At 45.9% G+C, this 20,769-nt stretch carries 19 protein-coding genes; 18 read left to right on the forward strand and 1 reads right to left on the reverse strand.

The genetic code is table 11. The annotated features are described in order from the left end of the window. Positions 1 to 85: 85 nt before the first annotated feature. From glgC to MJ770_RS12395, 3 genes are all read left to right on the forward strand, one after another. Positions 86 to 1,366 (forward strand): glucose-1-phosphate adenylyltransferase, encoded by a 1,281-nt coding sequence (glgC, locus tag MJ770_RS12385; RefSeq protein ID WP_239254838.1) that lies wholly within the window; start codon positions 86 to 88, stop codon positions 1,364 to 1,366. Between the two features lie 37 nt (positions 1,367 to 1,403). After that, positions 1,404 to 3,122 carry a glycoside hydrolase family 57 protein gene (locus MJ770_RS12390; protein ID WP_239254839.1) on the forward strand — a complete coding sequence of 573 codons (1,719 nt, stop codon included), beginning with the start codon at positions 1,404 to 1,406 and terminating at the stop codon, positions 3,120 to 3,122. Positions 3,123 to 3,472: 350 nt separating this feature from the next. Beyond that, on the forward strand, positions 3,473 to 5,500 hold the full coding sequence (locus tag MJ770_RS12395; protein ID WP_239254844.1) for an alpha-amylase/4-alpha-glucanotransferase domain-containing protein: 2,028 nt from the start codon (positions 3,473 to 3,475) through the stop codon (positions 5,498 to 5,500). A gap of 265 nt (positions 5,501 to 5,765) precedes the next feature. Here MJ770_RS12395 and pgl read toward each other — a convergent pair whose 3' ends face one another. Then, positions 5,766 to 6,476, reverse strand: a complete 711-nt coding sequence (pgl, locus tag MJ770_RS12400; protein WP_239254854.1) for a 6-phosphogluconolactonase — start codon at positions 6,474 to 6,476, stop codon at positions 5,766 to 5,768. A gap of 213 nt (positions 6,477 to 6,689) precedes the next feature. Between pgl and flgA the strand changes: the two genes are divergently transcribed. The 15 genes from flgA to flgL all read left to right on the forward strand — a co-directional run bounded on the left by flgA (position 6,690) and on the right by flgL (position 20,604). Further along, complete coding sequence (flgA, locus tag MJ770_RS12405; protein ID WP_239254856.1) at positions 6,690 to 7,379, forward strand: flagellar basal body P-ring formation chaperone FlgA; 690 nt, start codon at positions 6,690 to 6,692, stop codon at positions 7,377 to 7,379. 195 nt (positions 7,380 to 7,574) lie between these two features. Further along, a complete protein-coding gene (gene flgM / locus MJ770_RS12410) occupies positions 7,575 to 7,880 on the forward strand; it encodes a flagellar biosynthesis anti-sigma factor FlgM (RefSeq protein WP_239254872.1) in 306 nt (101 codons plus the stop codon). 6 nt (positions 7,881 to 7,886) lie between these two features. Continuing rightward, positions 7,887 to 8,375 (forward strand): flagella synthesis protein FlgN, encoded by a 489-nt coding sequence (locus MJ770_RS12415; protein WP_239254873.1) that lies wholly within the window; start codon positions 7,887 to 7,889, stop codon positions 8,373 to 8,375. A gap of 436 nt (positions 8,376 to 8,811) precedes the next feature. Then, complete coding sequence (locus MJ770_RS12420; RefSeq protein ID WP_239254874.1) at positions 8,812 to 9,264, forward strand: DUF3465 domain-containing protein; 453 nt, start codon at positions 8,812 to 8,814, stop codon at positions 9,262 to 9,264. Between the two features lie 774 nt (positions 9,265 to 10,038). Beyond that, on the forward strand, positions 10,039 to 10,443 hold the full coding sequence (gene flgB / locus MJ770_RS12425; protein ID WP_239254875.1) for a flagellar basal body rod protein FlgB: 405 nt from the start codon (positions 10,039 to 10,041) through the stop codon (positions 10,441 to 10,443). Between the two features lie 5 nt (positions 10,444 to 10,448). Next, positions 10,449 to 10,847, forward strand: a complete 399-nt coding sequence (gene flgC, locus MJ770_RS12430; RefSeq protein ID WP_239254876.1) for a flagellar basal body rod protein FlgC — start codon at positions 10,449 to 10,451, stop codon at positions 10,845 to 10,847. 14 nt (positions 10,848 to 10,861) lie between these two features. Beyond that, the gene (locus MJ770_RS12435) at positions 10,862 to 11,545 is read left to right on the forward strand and encodes a flagellar hook assembly protein FlgD (RefSeq protein ID WP_239254877.1); all 684 of its coding nucleotides are present in this window, start codon (positions 10,862 to 10,864) and stop codon (positions 11,543 to 11,545) included. Between the two features lie 15 nt (positions 11,546 to 11,560). Then, positions 11,561 to 12,823 (forward strand): flagellar hook protein FlgE, encoded by a 1,263-nt coding sequence (flgE, locus tag MJ770_RS12440; protein WP_239254879.1) that lies wholly within the window; start codon positions 11,561 to 11,563, stop codon positions 12,821 to 12,823. Between the two features lie 37 nt (positions 12,824 to 12,860). Then, positions 12,861 to 13,604, forward strand: a complete 744-nt coding sequence (locus MJ770_RS12445) for a flagellar basal body rod protein FlgF (RefSeq protein WP_239254881.1) — start codon at positions 12,861 to 12,863, stop codon at positions 13,602 to 13,604. A gap of 48 nt (positions 13,605 to 13,652) precedes the next feature. After that, positions 13,653 to 14,435: a flagellar basal-body rod protein FlgG gene (gene flgG, locus MJ770_RS12450; protein ID WP_239254882.1), complete on the forward strand. Its 783-nt coding sequence runs from the start codon at positions 13,653 to 13,655 to the stop codon at positions 14,433 to 14,435. Between the two features lie 17 nt (positions 14,436 to 14,452). Further along, entirely contained in the window at positions 14,453 to 15,133 is a 681-nt protein-coding gene (locus tag MJ770_RS12455; protein WP_239254883.1) for a flagellar basal body L-ring protein FlgH, read from the forward strand. Between the two features lie 14 nt (positions 15,134 to 15,147). Beyond that, the gene (locus tag MJ770_RS12460; RefSeq protein WP_239254884.1) at positions 15,148 to 16,272 is read left to right on the forward strand and encodes a flagellar basal body P-ring protein FlgI; all 1,125 of its coding nucleotides are present in this window, start codon (positions 15,148 to 15,150) and stop codon (positions 16,270 to 16,272) included. A 90-nt stretch (positions 16,273 to 16,362) separates the two neighbouring features. Beyond that, positions 16,363 to 17,280, forward strand: a complete 918-nt coding sequence (gene flgJ / locus MJ770_RS12465) for a flagellar assembly peptidoglycan hydrolase FlgJ (RefSeq protein WP_239254888.1) — start codon at positions 16,363 to 16,365, stop codon at positions 17,278 to 17,280. A 182-nt stretch (positions 17,281 to 17,462) separates the two neighbouring features. Next, positions 17,463 to 19,364, forward strand: a complete 1,902-nt coding sequence (gene flgK / locus MJ770_RS12470; RefSeq protein WP_239254890.1) for a flagellar hook-associated protein FlgK — start codon at positions 17,463 to 17,465, stop codon at positions 19,362 to 19,364. 13 nt (positions 19,365 to 19,377) lie between these two features. Beyond that, positions 19,378 to 20,604 carry a flagellar hook-associated protein FlgL gene (flgL, locus tag MJ770_RS12475; RefSeq protein WP_239254892.1) on the forward strand — a complete coding sequence of 409 codons (1,227 nt, stop codon included), beginning with the start codon at positions 19,378 to 19,380 and terminating at the stop codon, positions 20,602 to 20,604. Positions 20,605 to 20,769: the final 165 nt, after the last annotated feature.

The raw sequence follows: 20,769 nt of genomic DNA on the forward strand, positions 1-20,769 counted from the left end.
TTATAACCATAATTAAGGCGCGTCTATACTTACAATCTGATACAGTTATGAACATGATTCTAAATCAATGACTATGGAGGTAATTATGTCGTCATCTGAAAAATTGCGTTTTGTAAGTGCGTTAACTAAAAGTACTTATGCCATGATTTTGGCTGGAGGGCGTGGGACTCGCCTGCATCAACTAACAGACTGGCGAGCAAAACCTGCAGTGCCATTTGGTGGGAAATTTCGAATCATCGATTTTGTGTTGTCAAATTGTGTGAATTCTGGAATCAGGCGGATAGGTGTGGCGACGCAATACAAATCACATAGCCTTATTCAGCATATTCAGCGCGGCTGGAGTTTTCTGAATGGCCAGTTTGGTGAATTCGTTGATGTGCTGCCGGCACAGCAAAGAATAGAGGAAATGTGGTATCGGGGCACGGCCGATGCGGTATTCCAAAATATGGATATCATGAGTGATACTAATCCAGACCACGTGCTGATATTGGCGGGCGATCACGTTTACAAGATGGACTACGGCAAGCTCATTGCCGCCCATGTAGAAAGGCAGGCCGACATAACTGTTGCGTGTGTCGAGGTGCCAATCAGCGATGCTAGTGCTTTCGGCGTTATGGGCGTGGATAAAGAGTTACGAGTGTTAAGTTTTAACGAGAAGCCCGACCATCCAACTCCGACCCCTGGCAACCCTGATCTAGTATTGGCTAGTATGGGTGTGTATGTGTTTAACACTCGCTTTCTGTACGAGCAACTGATTCGGGACGCAGAAGACAAGGACTCCAACCATGATTTTGGTAAGGACATTATCCCGTATCTGTTGTCCGAGAACTACCGCGTGTTTGCGCATAGCTTTGAAAATAGCTGCGTACATCTGAATGGCGAAGTACCCTATTGGCGAGATGTGGGAACTGTAGATGCTTACTGGGAAGCTAACATGGAACTTACCAAAGTCACCCCCGCCCTAAATATGTATGATCGGGAATGGCCAATTTGGACGTATCAGGAACAATTGCCACCGGCCAAATTTGTCTTCGATGAAACTGCTCGCCGTGGCATGGCTGTGGATTCTTTAGTATCAGGAGGCTGCATCATAAGCGGCGCTCTCGTACGTAATTCGCTGCTATTTTCTAACGTGCACGTACATAGTTACAGTAATGTCGAAGACTCAGTAATTTTGCCCAACGTAAAAGTTTCACGCAATGTAAAGCTTAAGCGAGTAGTAGTGGACAAAGGTTGCGTGATTCCAGAGGGCATGACCGCCGGGTTTAACCGTGAAGAAGATGAGAGACGTTTTTTTGTAAGTGATAACGGTATTACTCTGATTACATCTGACATGTTGGGCCAGGAATTGCACCGCGTGCGTTAAATTCAGGTCTGCCAAGATTTAAATAAATGGAGTAATAATGTCCAGGCCCCTCGATTTAATTTTTCTCTGGCATATGCATCAGCCAGATTATCGCGATTATGCCAGTGGCGACTTCTTGTTGCCATGGGTTTATCTGCATGCAATCAAAGATTACGCCGATATGGCTTTTCACTTGGAGCAACATCCTCAGGTGAAGGGAACAGTAAATTTCGTGCCTGTTTTGCTGGATCAACTTGAAGATTACGAACAGCAGTTTGCCACCGGCCAGATACGCGATCCGTTGTTGCGACTGCTGGCTCGCGAGAATCTCAGTGATTTGAACAAGGCAGAGCGCGATTTGGCTTTAACAAGTTGTTTCCGCAGCAATCACTATAGCATGGTTGAGCCGTATCATGCTTACAAGCGCCTGTCTGATTTATACAAAATGCTTGAACCCGGCGGCGATATAGAGCTTGACTATCTGTCTGGACAATACTTCTCCGACTTGCTGACTTGGTATCACTTGGCGTGGTGTGGAGAAAGTGTACGGCGCGAACACGACTTGGTCATTCGCCTAATGGGTAAGAACGAAGGTTTTAATTATGCCGATCGCAAGTTGTTATTTGATCTAATCGGACAAGTCATTGGCGGCATTATTCCGCGCTATCGAAAATTGGCTGAAAGCGGTCAAATTGAACTTTCCACGACACCTCACTATCATCCGCTTGCACCGTTATTGCTGGACCTCAATAGTGCAACAGAAAGCTTACCGGAAATCAGCCTGCCGCAATCTAAATGCTATCCTGGGGGAAAATCACGCGTCCAAGCACATCTTATTTCCGCCAAACAAAGCCACCATGCACGCTTTGGCTCTACTCCAAATGGCATCTGGCCAGCGGAAGGCGCTGTTTCAACCGCTTTGCTGGAAGTATTGGCGGAGCAAGGATACCGATGGACGGCGACTGGAGAAGGTGTATTGGCAAACAGCTTGCGCACCGCAGAGCATAAATTGCCTGAGCGTGCCCAATATCTTTATCGCCCCTATCATTTGCAAGGCGTTGCAAGTGGAGTGCGCTGTTTTTTTCGAGATGATCACCTATCAGATCTGATCGGTTTTGAATATTCGAGTTGGAATGGCAAAGATGCCGCACTGCATTTTGTTTCCCAGTTGGAATCGATCGCACAACAGGCGCCTGAGGGGGAAGTGCCAGTGGTTAGCGTTATCCTGGATGGTGAAAATGCTTGGGAATATTATCCCTATAATGGCTATCATTTCTTTGCTGATTTATATTCTGAGTTACAAGTGCATTCTACAATTAGTACCACGACCTATAGCGAATATCTGGATCGGCTTGATGCTGTTGAAGCAAACCACCAGCTTGCGAAGGAAAGGGAGCTGCCGCACCTTGTTGCCGGTAGTTGGGTGTACGGTAATTTCTCGACTTGGATTGGCTCGCCCGATAAAAACCGCGCTTGGGATTTGTTGTGTATAGCGAAACAAAGTTATGACTTGGTGATGGCAAGCGCCCGCTTGAACGAGGCAGAGTGCTTGGTTGCAGAAAAACAATTAGCTTCGTGCGAAAGTTCCGACTGGTTCTGGTGGTTTGGTGATTACAATCCTGCTCATGCAGTGGAGAGTTTTGATCGCCTTTATCGTAGTAATCTAATGCAGTTATATGGTTACTTAAAATTACCTGTCCCAGTCATCTTGAATTCTCCAATCAGCCAAGGTGGTGGTTTACCTGAATCAGGTGGCACGATGCGTCGTGGATCTTGATATTGTGATTGCATTTGTTTGGCAATTCAACACACTGTAAAAGCTTAAAACAGTGCTAAAGGTAACGCTACTAGTGCCGATAAGCTCGATATCAGATCAGATTGAGACTAGTTCACATGAGTAGTTGTACGTCGAACTTGGATCCGCCGCACAAAAAACATTGACCGACTACCGATTTAGAATCTCTATTTGTGGCTCATTTCAATATAACTGATATCTATAAAGTTTTATCAATTAAGATTGGTTGTAGTGCATCAATTTTGTAATGGGTGATGTGAGGGCCATTGAATATCAAGTATTTTTGGTTCCTACAGGTATCAGCCTGATTGCAACTAACATAGGATCCGAAAATGAAAACAGGCGAAACAGTCTCCTTACTTTTTGGCGTTCATGCTCACCAGCCGGTGGGCAATTTCCCTGAAGTGGTGGACGACGCGCATCAACGTTGCTATAAGCCCTTTCTGCATATATTACATCGCTATCCTGATTTTCGTTTTGCCGTACATTTCAGCGGCTGGTTACTCGACTACCTATTTAATAAATATCCGCAAGATATGGCTTTACTTACTGAAATGGTAAAACGGGGTCAGGTCGAGATGTTTGGTGGCGGAGATACCGAACCGGTTCTCGCGGTCATTCCCAACCGCGATCGCATCGGACAGATTGTCAGGTTATCTGACAAACTGGAAGCCAGAATGGGCACAAGGGCACAAGGTGCATGGTTAACCGAACGTGTGTGGGAGGCAACAGTAGTACCTGCCTTATCAGATTCCAAAATTGAATACGTCACAGTAGATGACTATCACTTCTTGTGTAGTGGCAAGCGCACTGAAGAATTGAATGGCTATTTCACCACAGAAGAGGACGGTCGCAAACTTGATTTATTTCCGATCTCTGAGGCGTTACGCTATCGCATGCCGTTTTCTCCGGCGCATGAAGTAGTCGCGTATTTGGAAAGCCTGACGCGTAACGACCAGCAAGCATCAGCCGTGTATTTCGACGATATCGAAAAATTTGGTATCTGGCCGGAAACTTACCAGTGGGTTTATGAACAGGGCTGGCTGGAAAATTTTATTCGTGGGGTGCTAGCTTCATCGAAAATTGCCTCACAGACCTATTACGACTATCACGCAGGTGAAAAAACGCGCGGCATTGTATATCTGCCCACCACCTCTTACATCGAAATGAACGAGTGGACTTTGCCGATGGCTGCGGCCCATACTTATGCCGATTTGGTTAATACAGAAAAATCGGGTGGTCATTACGAAGAGCGTAAGGCATTTCTGCGCGGTGGCATCTGGAAGAATTTTTTCACCCGTTATCCCGAGTCAAATTGGATGCACAAGCGCATGTTGGGATTATCTGAGCGTTTGCATGCATTGCCGGAAGAGAAGCGCTCACTTGAGCTGCTTGATCAACTCTATATTGCACAAGCCAACGACGCATACTGGCATGGCTTGTTTGGCGGGTTGTATCTGCCACACCTGCGTCGTGCGGTATACGGTGCCATCGTCAAGCTGGAATTTTTACTAGATCAAATCCTCCCACGTGCAGCTTGTATTTGCACCGATGCCGACAGTGACGGTCACGATGAAATTTTCCTGCATAACGCAATGTTGCAAGCTATTGTGAAACTTGACGGCAGCGCCAGCATATCCGAACTCGATGCGTATCAATTGCATCACAACTTTGGCGATACCCTGCGCCGCCAATCAGAGCATTATTTCCGCAAAATTGAATCCAGCCATGCTATGCAGCCGCATAATGGTAGTGGTATCGTTTCAGCGCATGATCGCGTGGCTTTCAAGCATGAAATTACTGCGGAAAATTTGATGGCAGATAGCCATGCACTGACCATATTTCGTGATTACTTACGTCAGAATGGTGAAGAAGTTGAGCTTGCTTATGAACTGGTCAAAACGAACAACGAAGAAATGGTATTTCGCACCGAGCTTGATGGCAAGGTTATAAAAAAACACATTAGGCTTAACGCTAATTGTTTATGCGTTAGTTACACTTTTGCTAGCGCATTACAAGGAAGTTTCCTCACTCGTGTAGCACTGGCGATGCCGAGTTGTGATGGTTATTCCGGACGCTATATCCAAAATGAAAAAATTCTCAGCGGTTTTGGAAGTGTGCTCGAATTGACCGATTTGGATGGCTTAGTGCTGGATGACGGTATATTAGGTGGAAATTTAGTGCTGAATAACAATTACCCGATCCAGTTACATGGCATGCCATATTTTACAGTTTCGCAATCCGAAGCCGGATTCGAAAAGATTATGCAGGCTGTAATGCTAACCCTGCAATGGCCACTTTCTCAAAGTGAGATGAGCATTAAATTGACCATAAAACCGGGTAACGAGATGCAGTCATGATAATTCATAAACATTTCATACTGTACGTGGAAAAATAGCTAATTCGACTTAGTACCGTTTGCGAGCGGTACTTGCTTTGCTCGTGAAGCATCATACTACGTCTGTAGCACAAGTCATACTCGCAACCAACTTCGAGATGTTTAAAATTACAGGGTCAACACGTTCTTAAAAACTATATTAATTAATAATCAATATGTTGTGATTAATTTGTGTGGAATAATATATTGATTCAGGCGTGTCAGTGCTTAAATGCCGGATAGGCAACTCACACTAAGAGTGCCGTTTCAAGATATACATCTATACCATTTTTCGGACTTATGGCTGCAGCAGGAATAGCGATACCATTGCGCCAATCTTTTACTGCCTGCTGCTTCGTATCACCGCTCACCATAAACATAACTTTACGTGCAGCACTCAGGCGATGTGCGCTAAGCGATACCCGCTGTGGTGGATATTTCGGCGCATTCTCCACTGCGATAACAGTTGGATCAGTGGCCGTGTTACCCAGCTCGTAACCTGGAAACAGGCTGGCGGTGTGCCCATCTTCTCCCAATCCCAGTAAAACCAAATCAAATAACTCAATGCTTGCCAGTGTCTGCACATAAGCGCTGGCAGCCATTTGAGCACCTTGTTCTGCGGGAATATTATGGATATGGGTAAGCGGGATGGCGACATGGTTCAGCCACGCATTCGCGGCCATCGAGCTGTTGCGTTCTACATGGTCAGCTGGCAGACATCGCTCATCTCCGAAATAAACATGCCAGGCAGCCCAGTCTGCATCGGCTTTGCGCAGCAACTCATATACACGGCGCGGCGTTGTGCCGCCTGCCAGCACGATATGGAATGTTCCGCGTAGGCTAATGGCCTGCAGTGCCGTCTGCAATATTGCTTGTGTTGCAGCCTGCTCTAATTCGGCGGTTGTATTGAAATTTTGCCAACGACATTGTTGCGGGGGAGGGCTGGTTGATAAAGGCATAATAATTGATCCAAGAGTAATCTGATAATGTATTACGACTGTACAGCTTGCTCAGACAGCTATTTTAGTATATTAAATACCACATAATCAAAATTATGTCGCAATTGCCTGTTGATCATTTAATAGCGAACGTTATGTGTTGAAATCTGTCAAATTTATTGACGCAAAAATCTCCCTTAATATCTACTGTAAGCAAACAATACAAATACAAATATGAAAACTATTTTGCAATGGACATTGCTAGGTGCACTACTTTGCACAATGTCCGCATGGGCAGTGCCGCAACAAAGCCATGCCGAAATACACAAAACCATTACCGCTTTCGTGCACGAGCAAACACGTACCCTGCCGGGGACAGTTTCTGTCAAGGTTAATGAAATTGACCGGCGCATCTCGCTCCCAGCTTGCTCAGAGTTAGAAGCATTTCGTCCTTCTGGCGGGCAGTTGCTGGGTAACAGTACTGTCGGCATACGCTGTAATAGTAAGATGAAAAATTGGAAGCTGTTCGTGTCAGTACATATTAAAGTGATAGCTAGCCTGCTCATTGTTAATAGCTCACTGCAACAGGGGCATGTAATACGCGCAGAAGATATCGGAAATCAGGAAGGTGAACTGATCCAAACAGATATACTCACTGATCCTGTGCAAGCCATTGGCAAAGTACTGAAATATAGCGTTAGGGCAGGACAAGTGTTAAAACAGAGTATGTTGCGCGCACCCTACGCCGTGAAGCAGGGGCAGACTGTACAAATTCAAGTTGAAAAGCAAGGCTTCAAAGTTTACGCTGATGGTCAAGCATTAAATAACGCAGCAGAAGGGCAAACCGTAAAGGTAAGAACATCATCCAGTCAAGTTGTAAGTGGTATTGTTCAGCCGGATGGAGCGGTTAATGTCAGTCCCTAGCTCGCTGTCGATAAATTAAAGATTATGTAACATTCGCATCCAATGGCTGGGCTTGCTCCATCAAAATGCTTGCATGTTTATCCTGCAAGCACATATTGTGCAGAAAGTTTTGATAGTGTATAAATGGGGCGCTATAAAGTTTTGCATTTGGCTACCGATAGGTAAGCTTAATGTGCATTGGAAAAAGAGGTCACCATGAAAATCGGAAAAAATAGTAAACCGTTGCCTACTGCGGCGCCGGGAGAAGCACGAGCACGAGCGCCCACCGCTGGCTCTGCAGGTAACGCACAATCCACCGCTACCAACGTACATCTGGGTGCAACTACCGCACAACTTCAAAAAATGGAAAGCAGTATGGCCAACGCACCGCTAGTGGACGCAGCTAAAGTCGCAGATATTAAGCAGGCCATTAGTGAAGGTCGTTTTCAGGTCAATTCCGGTGCAGTGGCTGATGGTCTGATCCAAACGGTGAAGGCTTTGATTAGTTCGCACAAGACTTGACGTAATATGGTTAATGATACAACTGCTGCTGAGATGGCAGAATTTATCTCTCAGATGCATGAAGAGAGTGTTGCTTTACAGGCTTTCATTCGCCTGCTAGAAACTGAACAAGTGGCGTTACTCAACGAACATACTGAACAAATACAAACTTTGGCTGACAACAAGACCAAAATGGTGCAGGAGTTGAGCAAGCTGGTGAATGCGCGGAAGAATGGCATGCTAATGCGGGGTATTGAAATTGAACCTGGTAGTATGGAAGTCTGGTTGCAAGCCCACACTGCAAGTAATTTGCCAGCGTGGCACGAAATTCAACAACTGGCTACTCAAGCGCAGAATATGAATCACACAAATGGTGAATTAATTCAATTAAAAATGCGGCATAACCAACAGACATTAACAATGCTGCACAATGCCACACATAGCGCCAATGGTTTATATGGCCCTGATGGCCAGCCTAGCTTGTCTGTATCAGGCCGTATCTTGAATAGTGTCTAATCAATTCATGAAGCGCCATCCTTCCTTCGGCAGTGCTGCAGTAAATGTAGCCGCACAAAGCCATTCCTCGCATAGCATCGTGCAATAGAGCCGTTCCTTTGTTGTGGACGAATACCTTGCTATCACAAGTATTGTCGCTGTAATAAATAACGGGTCAAATCACTTGATCATTATATATAAGCAAGGATACTGAATTGATGATTGAAATAAACGATGTATGTGAATTCGTTATTAATCAAGTAACTTGAACTGTTATTTTTTACTTGTGAAGCTCCCAAGTCATGAAATTGACGACCCGCGGCAAAACCTTAGAATCCCCATGGGTACGCTCTTCATGACGTTCAGTCCAACGAGATTTATCTGCTGCCAATAAAAAATGTGGGTAAACAGTTTGGACGGGCGACAGATAAACGTTATTCGGCATAAGGCACATGTTATGAAGCATCTAGTGTTTATTGTAGCGATTCTGTTTGCAGGGTATTCCTACTTCAGCAGCCAACCTGATGCTACGCCTAACAATGCAGCGTCAGTTACGCAGAGCCAGCATCCAAATAGTTCTGATGCGGTAATTTCGAATGCTTTTGCAAACCAAATTAGTGGACAACAGGTCTCTGGTCAAGGTGTTGTCCTCAAGTTACTGCCTGATGACATCAAAGGTAGCAGGCATCAAAAATTTATAGTTAAGTTGACTAATGGTCACACCATACTGATCGCACACAATATTGATCTTGCCGCCAGAGTAAGCGGGTTAAGTGAAGGCGATTCGATTATGTTTAGTGGTCAGTACGAGTGGAATGCAAAAGGCGGTGTTTTGCATTGGACGCATCGAGATCCCAATGGATCTCATCCATCTGGGTGGCTAGAACACCAAGGTAAAACCTACCAATGAAACTTTCTCATTCAGTGATCCACCTTGCTCCCTCCGGCCGCTATAGACGCAAATGTGGCGCTGGTTAGTTCTAGTTTACTCGTAGTAAATTCTGATACTACAGATAAATACTGTAGAGGTACTTAGAGCTGCAGCAATACTATTTTTGCTTCTATATTTCAAATTTTTCTGATCTGTGGAATGGGCACTCGCACTAGCTACGAGTTCTTGCCCTTTGCCATAGATGAGAAAGCTCCCAATACCCTTCATGGGGAATGCGGTTACCCGTTCGTTAGTGCAGGATTTATAGACATGCTTGGTCAGAGCATCGTCAATGTTCCAGTGTGTTTCCATTACAACACACTCTTGTCTGGCTATTTGAACCGTTTTTTTATCTCAGCACAATTCAATACTATTGGCACGATCATCCTGATGTTTGGATTCAGATGTTTTTCCCATAACTTATTTTGCCACGCTTATAAATGGAAGGTAGCAAAACTGATAAAGGGTAAGGAGACGAGATCCACATGGGTATTGAGAAGGCAAAGCATCCTTCATTCATAGTGCTTAGCATCTAAGTAATGTCATTGATATAGAAACGATTAGCCTGATTTTGTAGATGCTCCAATCCAATTAGTTCTTGATAAATAACTGCAGGGACTTTAATTACTTTTGCATTTATAACGCAGAAACTAAGGTGGTTTCTCATGCTTATTCGTTCAATAGTCATAGTGCATTGGTGTTTAGTATGTGCTTCATGGAAAAAGTAGAAAAGCCATGAAGGAGATAAATATCATGAACAGTAAAATTGACAATGCATTTCAGTTTAGTCGAACCGTACTAGGCCTGCATTCGGCGCGTCAGGAACTCATTGCTTCCAATATCGCTAATGCAGATACACCCAATTATAAGGCAAAAGATATTGATTTCGCCAAGGCATTGCAAGGTGCAATTTCAGGTAACACGACTCAGTTGCAGATGGCAGGTACCGCGCCCCAGCATTTAAGCGGGAACTCAGGTAAAGCCGTTATGGGTGTGCCGGTAATGTATCGTACTGTCGTGCAGCCTAGCGCGGACGGGAACACGGTAGACATGGATGTTGAGCGTGCGCAGTTTGCTGATAATTCTTTGCGCTATCAAGCCAGTGTGAACTTCGCAGACGGTAGAGTCAAAAGTATCTTAGCCGCGATACAAGGATAATCATTATGTCGTTATTTAATATTTTCAATATTTCTGGTTCTGCAATGGCGGCGCAGTCGCAGCGTCTAAATGTGGTGGCAAGCAATCTGGCCAATGCCGACAGTGCGACCAGTGCAAATGGCCAACCCTATCGTGCCAAGGAAGTAATGTTTAGCGCTACGCCAATGGAAGGTGGTGTCGGTGTGAAGGTGTCGGGTGTGGTTGAAAGTACTGCACCAATGCAAGTGCTTTACGACCCCAAGCATCCTATGGCCAATGAAAAAGGCTATGTCACCATGCCCAATGTCAATGTGGTGGAAGAGATGGTGAATATGATTTCATCTTCGCGTTCCTATCAAAATAATGTGGAGGTGATGAATACCTCTAGAAGTTTGTTGATTAATACTCTGTCCATAGGTCGGTAAAGAAAGGATAAGCCATGATTAGCGCAACTGAAGATAGCAACCCTACTGCCGCACTCATTTCTTCGCTAAATGCTAATAGCAATTCGGCAGGGAAAACTGAAACTAACAACGCTGATACAGAGGATAGATTTTTGAAGTTGTTGGTTACTCAAATGAAAAATCAAGATCCACTGAATCCCATGGATAACGCGCAGGTGACATCGCAGCTGGCGCAACTTAGCACAGTAACCGGTATTGACAAGTTGAATGCCACGTTACAGGCCTTAAGTGACAATATGTCCATTGGGCAGTCGTTATCAGCAACCAGCATGATTGGACGTGGAGTTTTGATTCCAGGCTCTTCAATTACTCTGAACGATGGCAAAGCAATTGGCGGGATAGAACTGACTCAGCCCGCTGACAGCTTAAAGGTGCTGATACAGGATGCTGCGGGTAACACTGTTAGTTCATTGCAAATGGGGCCCCAGAAAGCTGGTGTGATACCACTGGCATGGGATGGTCAGACAGATGAGGGTACACCTGCTGTAGATGGAACCTACAAATTTTCGGTTGAAGCAAAGCTGGATAGTAATCAAATTGATGCTACAGCATTAACTTTTGGCATGGTCAATGCTGTAACTCCAGGCGTTAATGGCGCTACTTTGGATGTGGGTAAGGCAGGTAGCGTTTCAATGTCTGCAGTAAAGCAAATAATCTAACGTAAGGAGAGTGATATGGGATTTCAACAAGGGTTAAGCGGATTAAATGCTGCGGCCAAGAGTCTGGACGTAATCGGCAATAACGTTGCTAACGCGAGTACAGTTGGTTTTAAGCAATCGCAAGCACAATTTGCGGATGTGTACGCCAGTCTTGTAGGCGGCTCAAATACGGCTGTTGGGATTGGCACTAAAGTAGCGACAGTGGCTCAGCAATTTGGGCAAGGAAATGTCAGTACAACCAACAATCCGCTGGATATTGCGATTAACGGCCAAGGCTTTTATCAAATGGACAACAATGGCGCAATAACTTACAGCCGGAATGGACAGTTTCAATTGGACAAGAACGGTTTTGTTGTGAACGTGCAGGGTCATAAATTAACTGGTTACGCGGCTAATCCGTTGACAGGAGCCATTTCACTCGGAAGTTCAGCGCCATTGCAAATCCCTACGCAGTCTCTTACTCCCCAGCCTACATCTACGTCTTCAATTGGCGTTAATTTGGATTCCCGATTGTTAGTGCCTACTACGGCTGTTTTTGACCCGACTGACTCAACCTCTTTCAATAGCTCTACCGCATTAGAGATATATGACAGTTTGGGCAATAGCCATATTGCAACTCAGTATTTCGTGAAAAATGCGACTGCAAATTCTTGGGATGTCCATATGACCGTAGATGACCTAGGACTGGATGGAACGGCTGCGACTGCTGCAAACACCCTGTTAGGGACATCTCCGACCTTAACCTTTAACTCAAATGGTACTTTAACTACACCAGCGACGGGTGAAGTAACGGTACCTGCTGGCGGCATTGTTTATGCGACAGGCTCGGCTACACCTCAACCTTTGACATTCAATTTTCTTTCTTCTACGCAATTTGGTGCGACTTTTGGCGTGAATAAGCTGACTCAAAATGGTTTTACATCCGGTCAGTTGAGTGGTTTTAGTACTAGTGCAGACGGTACCATTTTGGGGCGATATACCAACGGGCAATCCCAAGCATTGGGGCAGATTTTACTTGCTAATTTTGCTAATCCGCAGGGTTTGCATCCATTGGGCAACAATGAATGGGGTTCCTCTGCAAGCTCTGGTCCACCATTGGTAGGAACACCAGGCAGCTCAAGTTTTGGTGTGGTGCAGTCAAGCGCAGTGGAAGACTCCAATGTGGATTTGACCGCCGAATTAGTGAACCTGATTGTGGCGCAGCGCGTATATCAGGCTAACGCTCAAACGATCAAGGCTCAGGATTCAGTGCTACAAACGATTACCAATCTGCGCTAATTAGTTACCAGATGATTGGTTAACTGAGGAGAAGACGATGGACAGGCTTATTTATACCGCAATGAGCGGGGCATCGCATACGTTGAAACAGCAGGCGACGGTGGCGCAAAATTTAGCCAGTGTTAATACCCCTGGTTATCGCGCTGCCGTTAATGCATTTCGCGCAGTACCGCTGGTTGGCGAAGGGTTGCCTACACGTGCTTTCGTTGTGGATTCCACAACCGGAGCCGATTTTTCACAAGGACCAATGCAGGCAACTGGGCGTAATCTGGATATGGCGGTACTGGGTAAAGGCTGGATTGCCGTCCAACTGGAAAATGGCGGTGAGGCATATACGCGTAATGGTAGTTTCCAGATATCACCCGTAGGTATTCTGCAGACACTCAACGGTTTGAATGTGGCAGGTGATACCGGTTTTATTACTATCCCACCCAATACCGAAGTTACCGTAGCCAAAGACGGCACCATTTCAACCATTCTTCGTGGACAGATACCTAATCAGGTTGAAGTAATTGGGCGGATTAAACTTGTAAATCCGCCGGAAGATCAAATGGTGCGTGGAGACGATGGCTTGTTTCGCACTAAGGGTGACAAGCCTGTCGTTGCTGATATAGGGGTGACTATAGCCTCCGGCAATCTGGAAAGCAGCAATGTGAATGTTGTAGAAGGAATGGTTACGATGATTTCACTGGCACGGCAATTCGATATGCAGATGAAAGTGTTGCAGAGCGCTGACGAAAATTCCAGACAAGCGAGCCAGTTACTGAATATGAACGCTTGATTTTGGCGCAATTTATTGCGCGCCTCAAATTTTGAAAGGATAGTGGTCATGATACGTTCCTTATGGATTTCTAAAACGGGACTGGAAGCGCAGCAAACTCAAATGGACGTCATCGCAAATAATCTTGCGAACGTTAGCACCACCGGATTTAAACGTTCGCGTGCGGTATTCGAGGATTTGCTATATCAAACTATACGTCAGCCTGGCGCGCAATCTTCGCAACAAACTCAGATTCCGTCCGGTTTGCAAATCGGCACCGGCGTGCGGCCAATTGCCACTGAGCGCATTCAAACCCAAGGTAGTCTGCAGCAAACGAGTAATCAGTTTGATGTGGGGATACAAGGTGCGGGGTTTTTTCAGGTACTAATGCCGGATGGTACAACGGCCTATACACGAGATGGGTCATTTCAGTCTGATAGGCAGGGGCAGTTGGTGACTTCTAGCGGCTTTGTAGTGCAACCTGCTTTAACTATTCCTATCAATTCTACCAATGTCACTATAGGCCGAGACGGTACAGTGTCGGTGACGCAGGCCGGGACTGTGACACCAGTGCAGGTAGGCAGTTTGCAATTGGCTGTTTTTATTAATCCAGTGGGCCTGCAAAGTCAAGGCGAAAACTTATTTGTAGAAACTGCATCGTCTGGATCGCCCAACACCAATGCACCGGGGACAAATGGTGCCGGAACGTTGATTCAGGGCTATGTGGAAACGTCCAATGTGAACGTAGTTGAAGAGCTGGTTAACATGATACAGACACAACGTGCTTATGAAATCAACTCGAAAGCAATTTCGACTTCGGATCAAATGTTACAAAGATTAGCGCAGTTGTAAGTGGAGTGAGATGCGTAATGTTGAATTTATCTAGCTGGATTACATGTGGAGCAATGTTGGTTCTTGTGGGTTGCGCGGTTACCCCATCGACTGATATTCATCAGCCTATGACTGCACGTTCGCCCGATAAAAAAATAGGGGCTGATAGCTATAACGGCGCCATTTTTAAAGCTGGGCAGAGCGAGCGACCATTGTATGAAGGCAAACGTGCACGTAACGTGGGTGACATCCTCACTATTATTATTTCTGAAACCACTTCAGCTGCCGGTCAATCGAGTACCGGTGCGGAACACGAAGGAAGTATTTCTGTGCAAACGCCGATCATTACGCAAATTCCGGGAGATCAGCTAAAGATGAAAGGAATAAGCATTGGAAGTACCACAAACGGCAGTTTGGCGAACAAAAATGATACTGCGGGTAATAACACATTTACCGGCACCGTCACAGTGACTGTGGTTGAAGTGTTCTCCAATGGCAATTTATTAGTCAGCGGTGAAAAACAGGTAGCGATTAATCAAGCTAATGAGTTCATCCGTTTTTCCGGCGTAGTCAATCCGTACACTATTACGGGCAGTAATACCGTGCAATCTACTCAAGTAGCGGATGCTCACATTGAATACAAGGGTGCCAGTGGCATTGATATGTCGGTAATTACGAGCATGCTCGGACGTGTATTCATGTCAGTGTTGCCGTTTTGAAAAAGGCTAGTGTGATGACTATATTCCAACACAGTATTAATATTTTCAAAATATTAATACTGGCATTTATAGTTTCTGTGCCTACTACCTCGTATGCTGAGCGAATCAAGGATCTCGCCAGCATTCAGGGTGTGCGAGAAAACCAGTTGCTTGGTTATGGCTTGGTTGTTGGTCTGGATAATAGCGGTGATTTGACAACTCAAACACCATTCACTGTTCAAAGCGTGGTCAGTATGCTGACGCAAATGGGGGTCAGTCTGCCGCCTAATATTACCTTGCAATTGAAAAATGTGGCAGCGGTAATGGTGACAGCAATGCTTCCCCCTTTCGCACGTCCCGGACAGACGATAGACGTTACAGTGTCTTCGATGGGTAATGCAAAAAGCTTGCGCGGAGGAACACTTTTAATGACGCCCCTCAAAGGTGCAGACGGTCAGGTATATGCGATGTCGCAGGGCAATTTACTAGTTGGCGGTGTGGGGGCGGCTATCGGCAATGCCAAGGTACAGGTTAATCACTTAGGTGTCGGACGCATTCCCGGTGGTGCAACAATAGAACGATCCGTGCCGACAGTATTGGGACAGGGTGATTTTATCCATCTGGAATTAAAGTCCATGGATTTCACTACTGCAACACGCCTTGTCGCTGCAATTAATTCTAATCTCTCGCCATCTACGGAAATTGCTGCTGCATTGGATGGACGCACAATTCAGGTGCGTGCGCCAATAGGCACCGCGCGCGTGGCTTTCGTTTCGCAGATTGAAAATTTACAGGTTGACCCCTCTCGGGGAAGGGCGCGCGTGATCGTAAATGCACGCACCGGTACGGTCGCTATGAATCAGATGGTGACGTTGCAGAATTTTGCGATATCACACGGCAACCTGACGGTAGTGATTGATTCTGATATTACGGTGAGTCAACCTAACCCCTTATCCGACGGTAAAACGGTACAAACGGAAAAAAATACGATCGACATTAAGTCCGACGAGGGACGGTTAGTTATGTTGGATAAAGGCGTATCGTTAGGCGAAGTGGTGAAGGCGCTGAATTCGATAGGCGCAACTCCCCAAGATCTGCTAGCTATCTTGCAGGCGATGAAGTCTGCTGGGGCGTTGCGTGCTGAACTCGATATCATTTAATAAGCACGCCATTAAATGTAATAACATCCCTCTGTTCTGCATCAATTGTCAACCTAAATTTAGATACTTTAATTCATTGAGATACTGATAATGATTAACCCAATCGACATTTCTGGCAATACCGATTTAACCGGAAGCTTGGCGGTCAGTGCACAAAGCTTGGACAAGTTACGATTACAGGCCAAACAGTCGCCAGATCAGGCACTAAAACTGGTGGCGCAGCAGTTTGAAACAGTATTTATGGGCATGATGTTGAAATCCATGCGTGATGCTACTCCGCAAGACGGCATATTCGATAGCGAACAGACCAAAATGTTTACTGGGATGCTGGATCAACAATTGGTTCAGAACATATCCAGTCGAGGAATAGGTTTGGCTGACATCATGATCAAGCAGTTGAGCCGACCATCCAGCTCTGATATTGCTCAGACACGGGCAGAATCTGTATTGGCTGCGCCAGCACCAGCAAACTCTGCTAGTGCGATGCCTGTGCCATATGGAGATCGCGTTGCGAATGAGATTAATAGCAGTCCTTCCCAACCGCCCTCTCTACAGCAAATCTTTGTAAGTAATATGACACCTCATGCAATGCAAGCGAGTCAGGAAACCGGTGTGCCGACGCATCTGGTACTGGGGCAGGCTGCACTGGAAAGTGGTTGGGGCAAACGGGAAATTCGACATTCTGATGGCAGTACCAGTTTCAATCTGTTTGGTATCAAAGCTGGTGCTAACTGGGATGGAAAGGTAGCGGAAGTTTTGACTACTGAGTACCACAATGGAGTTGCAAGTAAGCAAGTAGAAAAATTCCGTGCTTATTCATCTTATACCGAAGCATTCAGCGACTATGCTCGTCTATTACGAGACAATTCACGCTACGCACAAGTACTACAGCCAGGGCAGGGAAGCCATGAAGTGGCCCATGCCTTACAGCGAGCAGGTTATGCGACTGATCCAAATTATGCGGACAAATTGATATCAGTTATGAATCGGATAGATACAATAAGTTAATGACGTCGTTAACTTAAGAAATTTTTCAGGGTGCCGATAAGTTGTATAACGTCCTGAGCATTAAGGTTAGTTGAATGACTTTTGCCTTATAAACAAAGGAAGAATAGTGATCTATCATATTCTTTCATTTTGCGCTGAGTACATACGATAAGTTTAAACACGTAAAGTGTGGCAAGGAATTTATGGGAATCGGAATTTTTGGAAGTGGGATCAGTGCATTAAATGCAGCCCAAATTGGGTTGTCGACAGTTGAACACAATATTGCCAATGCAAATACGCCCGGTTTTAATAGACAGCAGATCGTACAGACCGCACGCATATCTCTGGATACAGGCGCAGGATTTATTGGCCAGGGGGTCGATGTCAGTACTGTCAAACGAATATATAACGAGTTTCTGTCTACTCAGGTTTTGCAAGGTCAGGCACAGGCCAGTCAATTAGAAACCAATTTTCAGCAGATCGGACAGATCAACAATATGCTAGCCGATTCTGATGCCGGTCTGTCGCCTGCAATACAGGATCTTTTCAGCGCAATAAACAATGTTAGCAGTTCGCCTGAGTCGCAAGCTGCGCGGCAAGCCATGCTGAGTAGCGCACAGTTTTTGGCGTCGAGATTTCAGTCGTTGAATCAGCGTATGACCAACATTGATAGCAGCATAAATGGACAGATTAGCAGCAGCGTAACATCCATTAATAGCTATGCGCAGCAGATTGCGTCGATGAATAAGAATATCGTACAGGTACAAGCGGCAGGACATACGCCAAATGATTTACTGGATCAGCGTGATCAGCTGATTTCACTGTTAAATCAAGAAGTCAAGACCAATGTAGTCAAGCAAAGCAATGGTACTCTCAATGTTTTCATAGGCGCGGGGCAATCATTGGTGGTGGGGGAGAAGCCCATTGTTTTGAAGGCTGTTCAGTCGCTCAGTGATCCCTCCAGACTTGAAATTGCGTATGATTCAGGTTCAAGCATTATTCGTGCGCAGCAAAATAGTTTTCAGGGTGGTAATTTGGGAGGGCTATTAGACTTCCGCAATGAGTCGCTGGATGCTGCACAAAATGCTTTGGGCCGGGTTGCCATAGTATTGGCAGATACATTTAATCAACAGCATCAGCTAGGGCAGGATCTGAATGGCGATTTGGGCGGTAATTTCTTTACTCAATCTGTGCCATTAGTTAATAGCAATTCCGGAAATACAGGTTCCGCTACCATTAATGCTAGCATTGCCAGTTCTTCAGCGTTGACCGGCAGTGATTATTCATTACGATTTGACGGAGGGACCGCCTATACACTGACGCGCCTTTCAGATAATACAGTTACCTCCTTTGCAACTTTGCCACAAACAGTGGACGGACTTACGATCGCCACCACCGGGGGAGCAGTGACGGGTGATCGCTACATGATACGTCCGACTGTAAATGGAGCACGTGATATTGCTGTTGCCATCAGTGACACCTCCAAAATCGCAGCAGCAGCGCCAATTCGGACAACTTCATCATTGGCAAATGTAGGCTCAGGCCATATTAGCGCGGGCACGGTCAATTCTGTTTTCCCTGTTGATGCTAATTTGCAGCAACCAGTCAGTATTGTTTTCGATAGTCCACCGACCACATTTACTGTAACGGGCACCGGTATTCCAGGCTCTCCGGTTGCTGGCGTGGCTTATACCGAGGGTGCCCCTATCACCTACAATGGCTTTACCGTGCAGATTGACGGTAGCCCAGCTGCTGGGGATACTTTTGCGGTTACCAGTAATACAAACGCTACAGCTGACAATCGTAATGCGCTGCTATTGGCAAATTTGCAAACCCAAAATACAGTGGCGGGCGGAACTGCTTCTTATCAGGGTGCTTATGCGCAATTGGTCAGTCAAATTGGTAATAAAACTCGCGAACTGGAAATGACTAGCCTAGCTCAAACCAGTATGGTTAATCAGGTTATTCAATCTCAACAATCAATCTCCGGAGTGAACCTGGATGAGGAGGCGGCCAACCTGCTGCGTTACCAACGTGCCTATCAAGCGGCGGGCAGAGTGATTCAAGTTGCCAACACCATGTTCGATACTTTATTAAGTTTATAGGGGGTAACGGGCCATGCGTATTAGCACTAGCAGTATTTACAATGCCAACGTAAATTTGCTTAATCAGCATCAGTCCAAGCTGTTGCACACCCAGCAGCAGATCGCCACTCAGCGGCGCCTCCTCACGCCAGCAGATGATCCGATAGCTTCAGCGCGCGCATTACAGATATCGCAAGCAGATGCTACTAATTCACAGTATGCGATCAACCGGAATGCTGTGCAGCATTCCGCCTCGTTGGCTGAAAGCGTTTTGCAAAGCGTGACTAATTTGCTGCAAGACGTCAGAACGATAGCGGTTAACGCTGGTAATGGGGGATTAAATAGCTCTGACAGGCAAACGCTTGCGACGGATTTAAGTGGACGTTTGGATGAATTACTGTCGTTGGCAAACAGCACAGATGGAGTAGGTAATTATCTATTTTCTGGCTTCCAGGGCAGAACTCAACCTTTTTCTAACGGCATTGCTGGTGTCCAGTATCAGACTGATGATGGTCAGCGCCTTATTCAGGTCGATAGTTCCAGACAAATGGCGGCGAGCGATTCCGGTGCAGACATTTTTATGCGCGTCAAAAATGGCAATGGAAAGTTTATTGCCCAAGCAGCAACCGCGAATACCGGGAGTGGCATTGTCAGCCAAGGAGTGGTTACTGATCCGGCGTTACTTACTGGAAATAATTATCAAGTGACGTTCAGCGTGGCTGCGGGTGTGACAACTTATGGTGTAACAAATGTTACGCCGGGAGCAGCAGTGCCGGTGCCCGTAGCACCGGGTACTCCTTATGTCAGCGGGCAGGTAATTAGTTTTGATGGCATGCAGTTTGATATTACAGGGGCGCCAGCGGACGGTGATGTATTCACCGCAGCGCCCAGCACCAACGAAAGTTTATTCGAGACTATCTCCAATTTAATTACTGCCCTGAGAACACCTAATCCCTTGGGAGGGGCGGTTGCAGCAGCAGACTTTACCAATAGTAACAATCAGGCGTTAAATAATTTGGATCGCGGCATCGATAATGTTACGACAGTGCGCGCCTCGTTGGGGTCTCGCCTACGTGAGTTGGATTCGTTGCAAATTTCAGGTGAAAATATGGGAGTGCAGTTCAAGCAGACGCTATCGCAACTGCAGGATGTGGATTTGAACAAGGCGATTAGCGATTTAACCCAGCAAAAAATTACTCTTGAAGCAGCGCAGAAATCTTTTCTAGCGGTGTCAGGGTTATCGCTTTTTGACTTTATGTAAAAAATTGTACTTATGTTCCTGCATTGGCAGTTTAGCATGGCGGATACAACTCTGAAGTGCAACTTTTGCAGGCAAATTCAGGTGGCGAGCTGCGTGAATATTGGAACCACTTAGGTGACCTGGTAATAGGAGCACAGAAGCAGCGATAGAAGCAACGCATAAGCG

The sequence above is a fragment of the Candidatus Nitrotoga sp. M5 genome (genome assembly GCF_927904885.1).
Taxonomy (GTDB): Bacteria; Pseudomonadota; Gammaproteobacteria; order Burkholderiales; family Gallionellaceae; genus Nitrotoga.

Coding starts and splice junctions, on each gene's coding strand:
- flgE (WP_239254879.1), top strand. CDS start 11,561: ATGGGATTTCAACAAGGGTTAAGCGGATTAAATGCTGCGGCCAAGAGT.
- glgC (WP_239254838.1), top strand. CDS start 86: ATGTCGTCATCTGAAAAATTGCGTTTTGTAAGTGCGTTAACTAAAAGT.
- MJ770_RS12395 (WP_239254844.1), top strand. CDS start 3,473: ATGAAAACAGGCGAAACAGTCTCCTTACTTTTTGGCGTTCATGCTCAC.
- flgL (WP_239254892.1), top strand. CDS start 19,378: ATGCGTATTAGCACTAGCAGTATTTACAATGCCAACGTAAATTTGCTT.
- flgC (WP_239254876.1), top strand. CDS start 10,449: ATGTCGTTATTTAATATTTTCAATATTTCTGGTTCTGCAATGGCGGCG.
- MJ770_RS12420 (WP_239254874.1), top strand. CDS start 8,812: ATGAAGCATCTAGTGTTTATTGTAGCGATTCTGTTTGCAGGGTATTCC.
- flgJ (WP_239254888.1), top strand. CDS start 16,363: ATGATTAACCCAATCGACATTTCTGGCAATACCGATTTAACCGGAAGC.
- MJ770_RS12415 (WP_239254873.1), top strand. CDS start 7,887: ATGGTTAATGATACAACTGCTGCTGAGATGGCAGAATTTATCTCTCAG.
- flgB (WP_239254875.1), top strand. CDS start 10,039: ATGAACAGTAAAATTGACAATGCATTTCAGTTTAGTCGAACCGTACTA.
- MJ770_RS12390 (WP_239254839.1), top strand. CDS start 1,404: ATGTCCAGGCCCCTCGATTTAATTTTTCTCTGGCATATGCATCAGCCA.
- flgG (WP_239254882.1), top strand. CDS start 13,653: ATGATACGTTCCTTATGGATTTCTAAAACGGGACTGGAAGCGCAGCAA.
- MJ770_RS12435 (WP_239254877.1), top strand. CDS start 10,862: ATGATTAGCGCAACTGAAGATAGCAACCCTACTGCCGCACTCATTTCT.
- flgK (WP_239254890.1), top strand. CDS start 17,463: ATGGGAATCGGAATTTTTGGAAGTGGGATCAGTGCATTAAATGCAGCC.
- MJ770_RS12460 (WP_239254884.1), top strand. CDS start 15,148: ATGACTATATTCCAACACAGTATTAATATTTTCAAAATATTAATACTG.
- pgl (WP_239254854.1), bottom strand. CDS start 6,476: ATGCCTTTATCAACCAGCCCTCCCCCGCAACAATGTCGTTGGCAAAAT.
- flgA (WP_239254856.1), top strand. CDS start 6,690: ATGAAAACTATTTTGCAATGGACATTGCTAGGTGCACTACTTTGCACA.
- flgM (WP_239254872.1), top strand. CDS start 7,575: ATGAAAATCGGAAAAAATAGTAAACCGTTGCCTACTGCGGCGCCGGGA.
- MJ770_RS12455 (WP_239254883.1), top strand. CDS start 14,453: ATGTTGAATTTATCTAGCTGGATTACATGTGGAGCAATGTTGGTTCTT.
- MJ770_RS12445 (WP_239254881.1), top strand. CDS start 12,861: ATGGACAGGCTTATTTATACCGCAATGAGCGGGGCATCGCATACGTTG.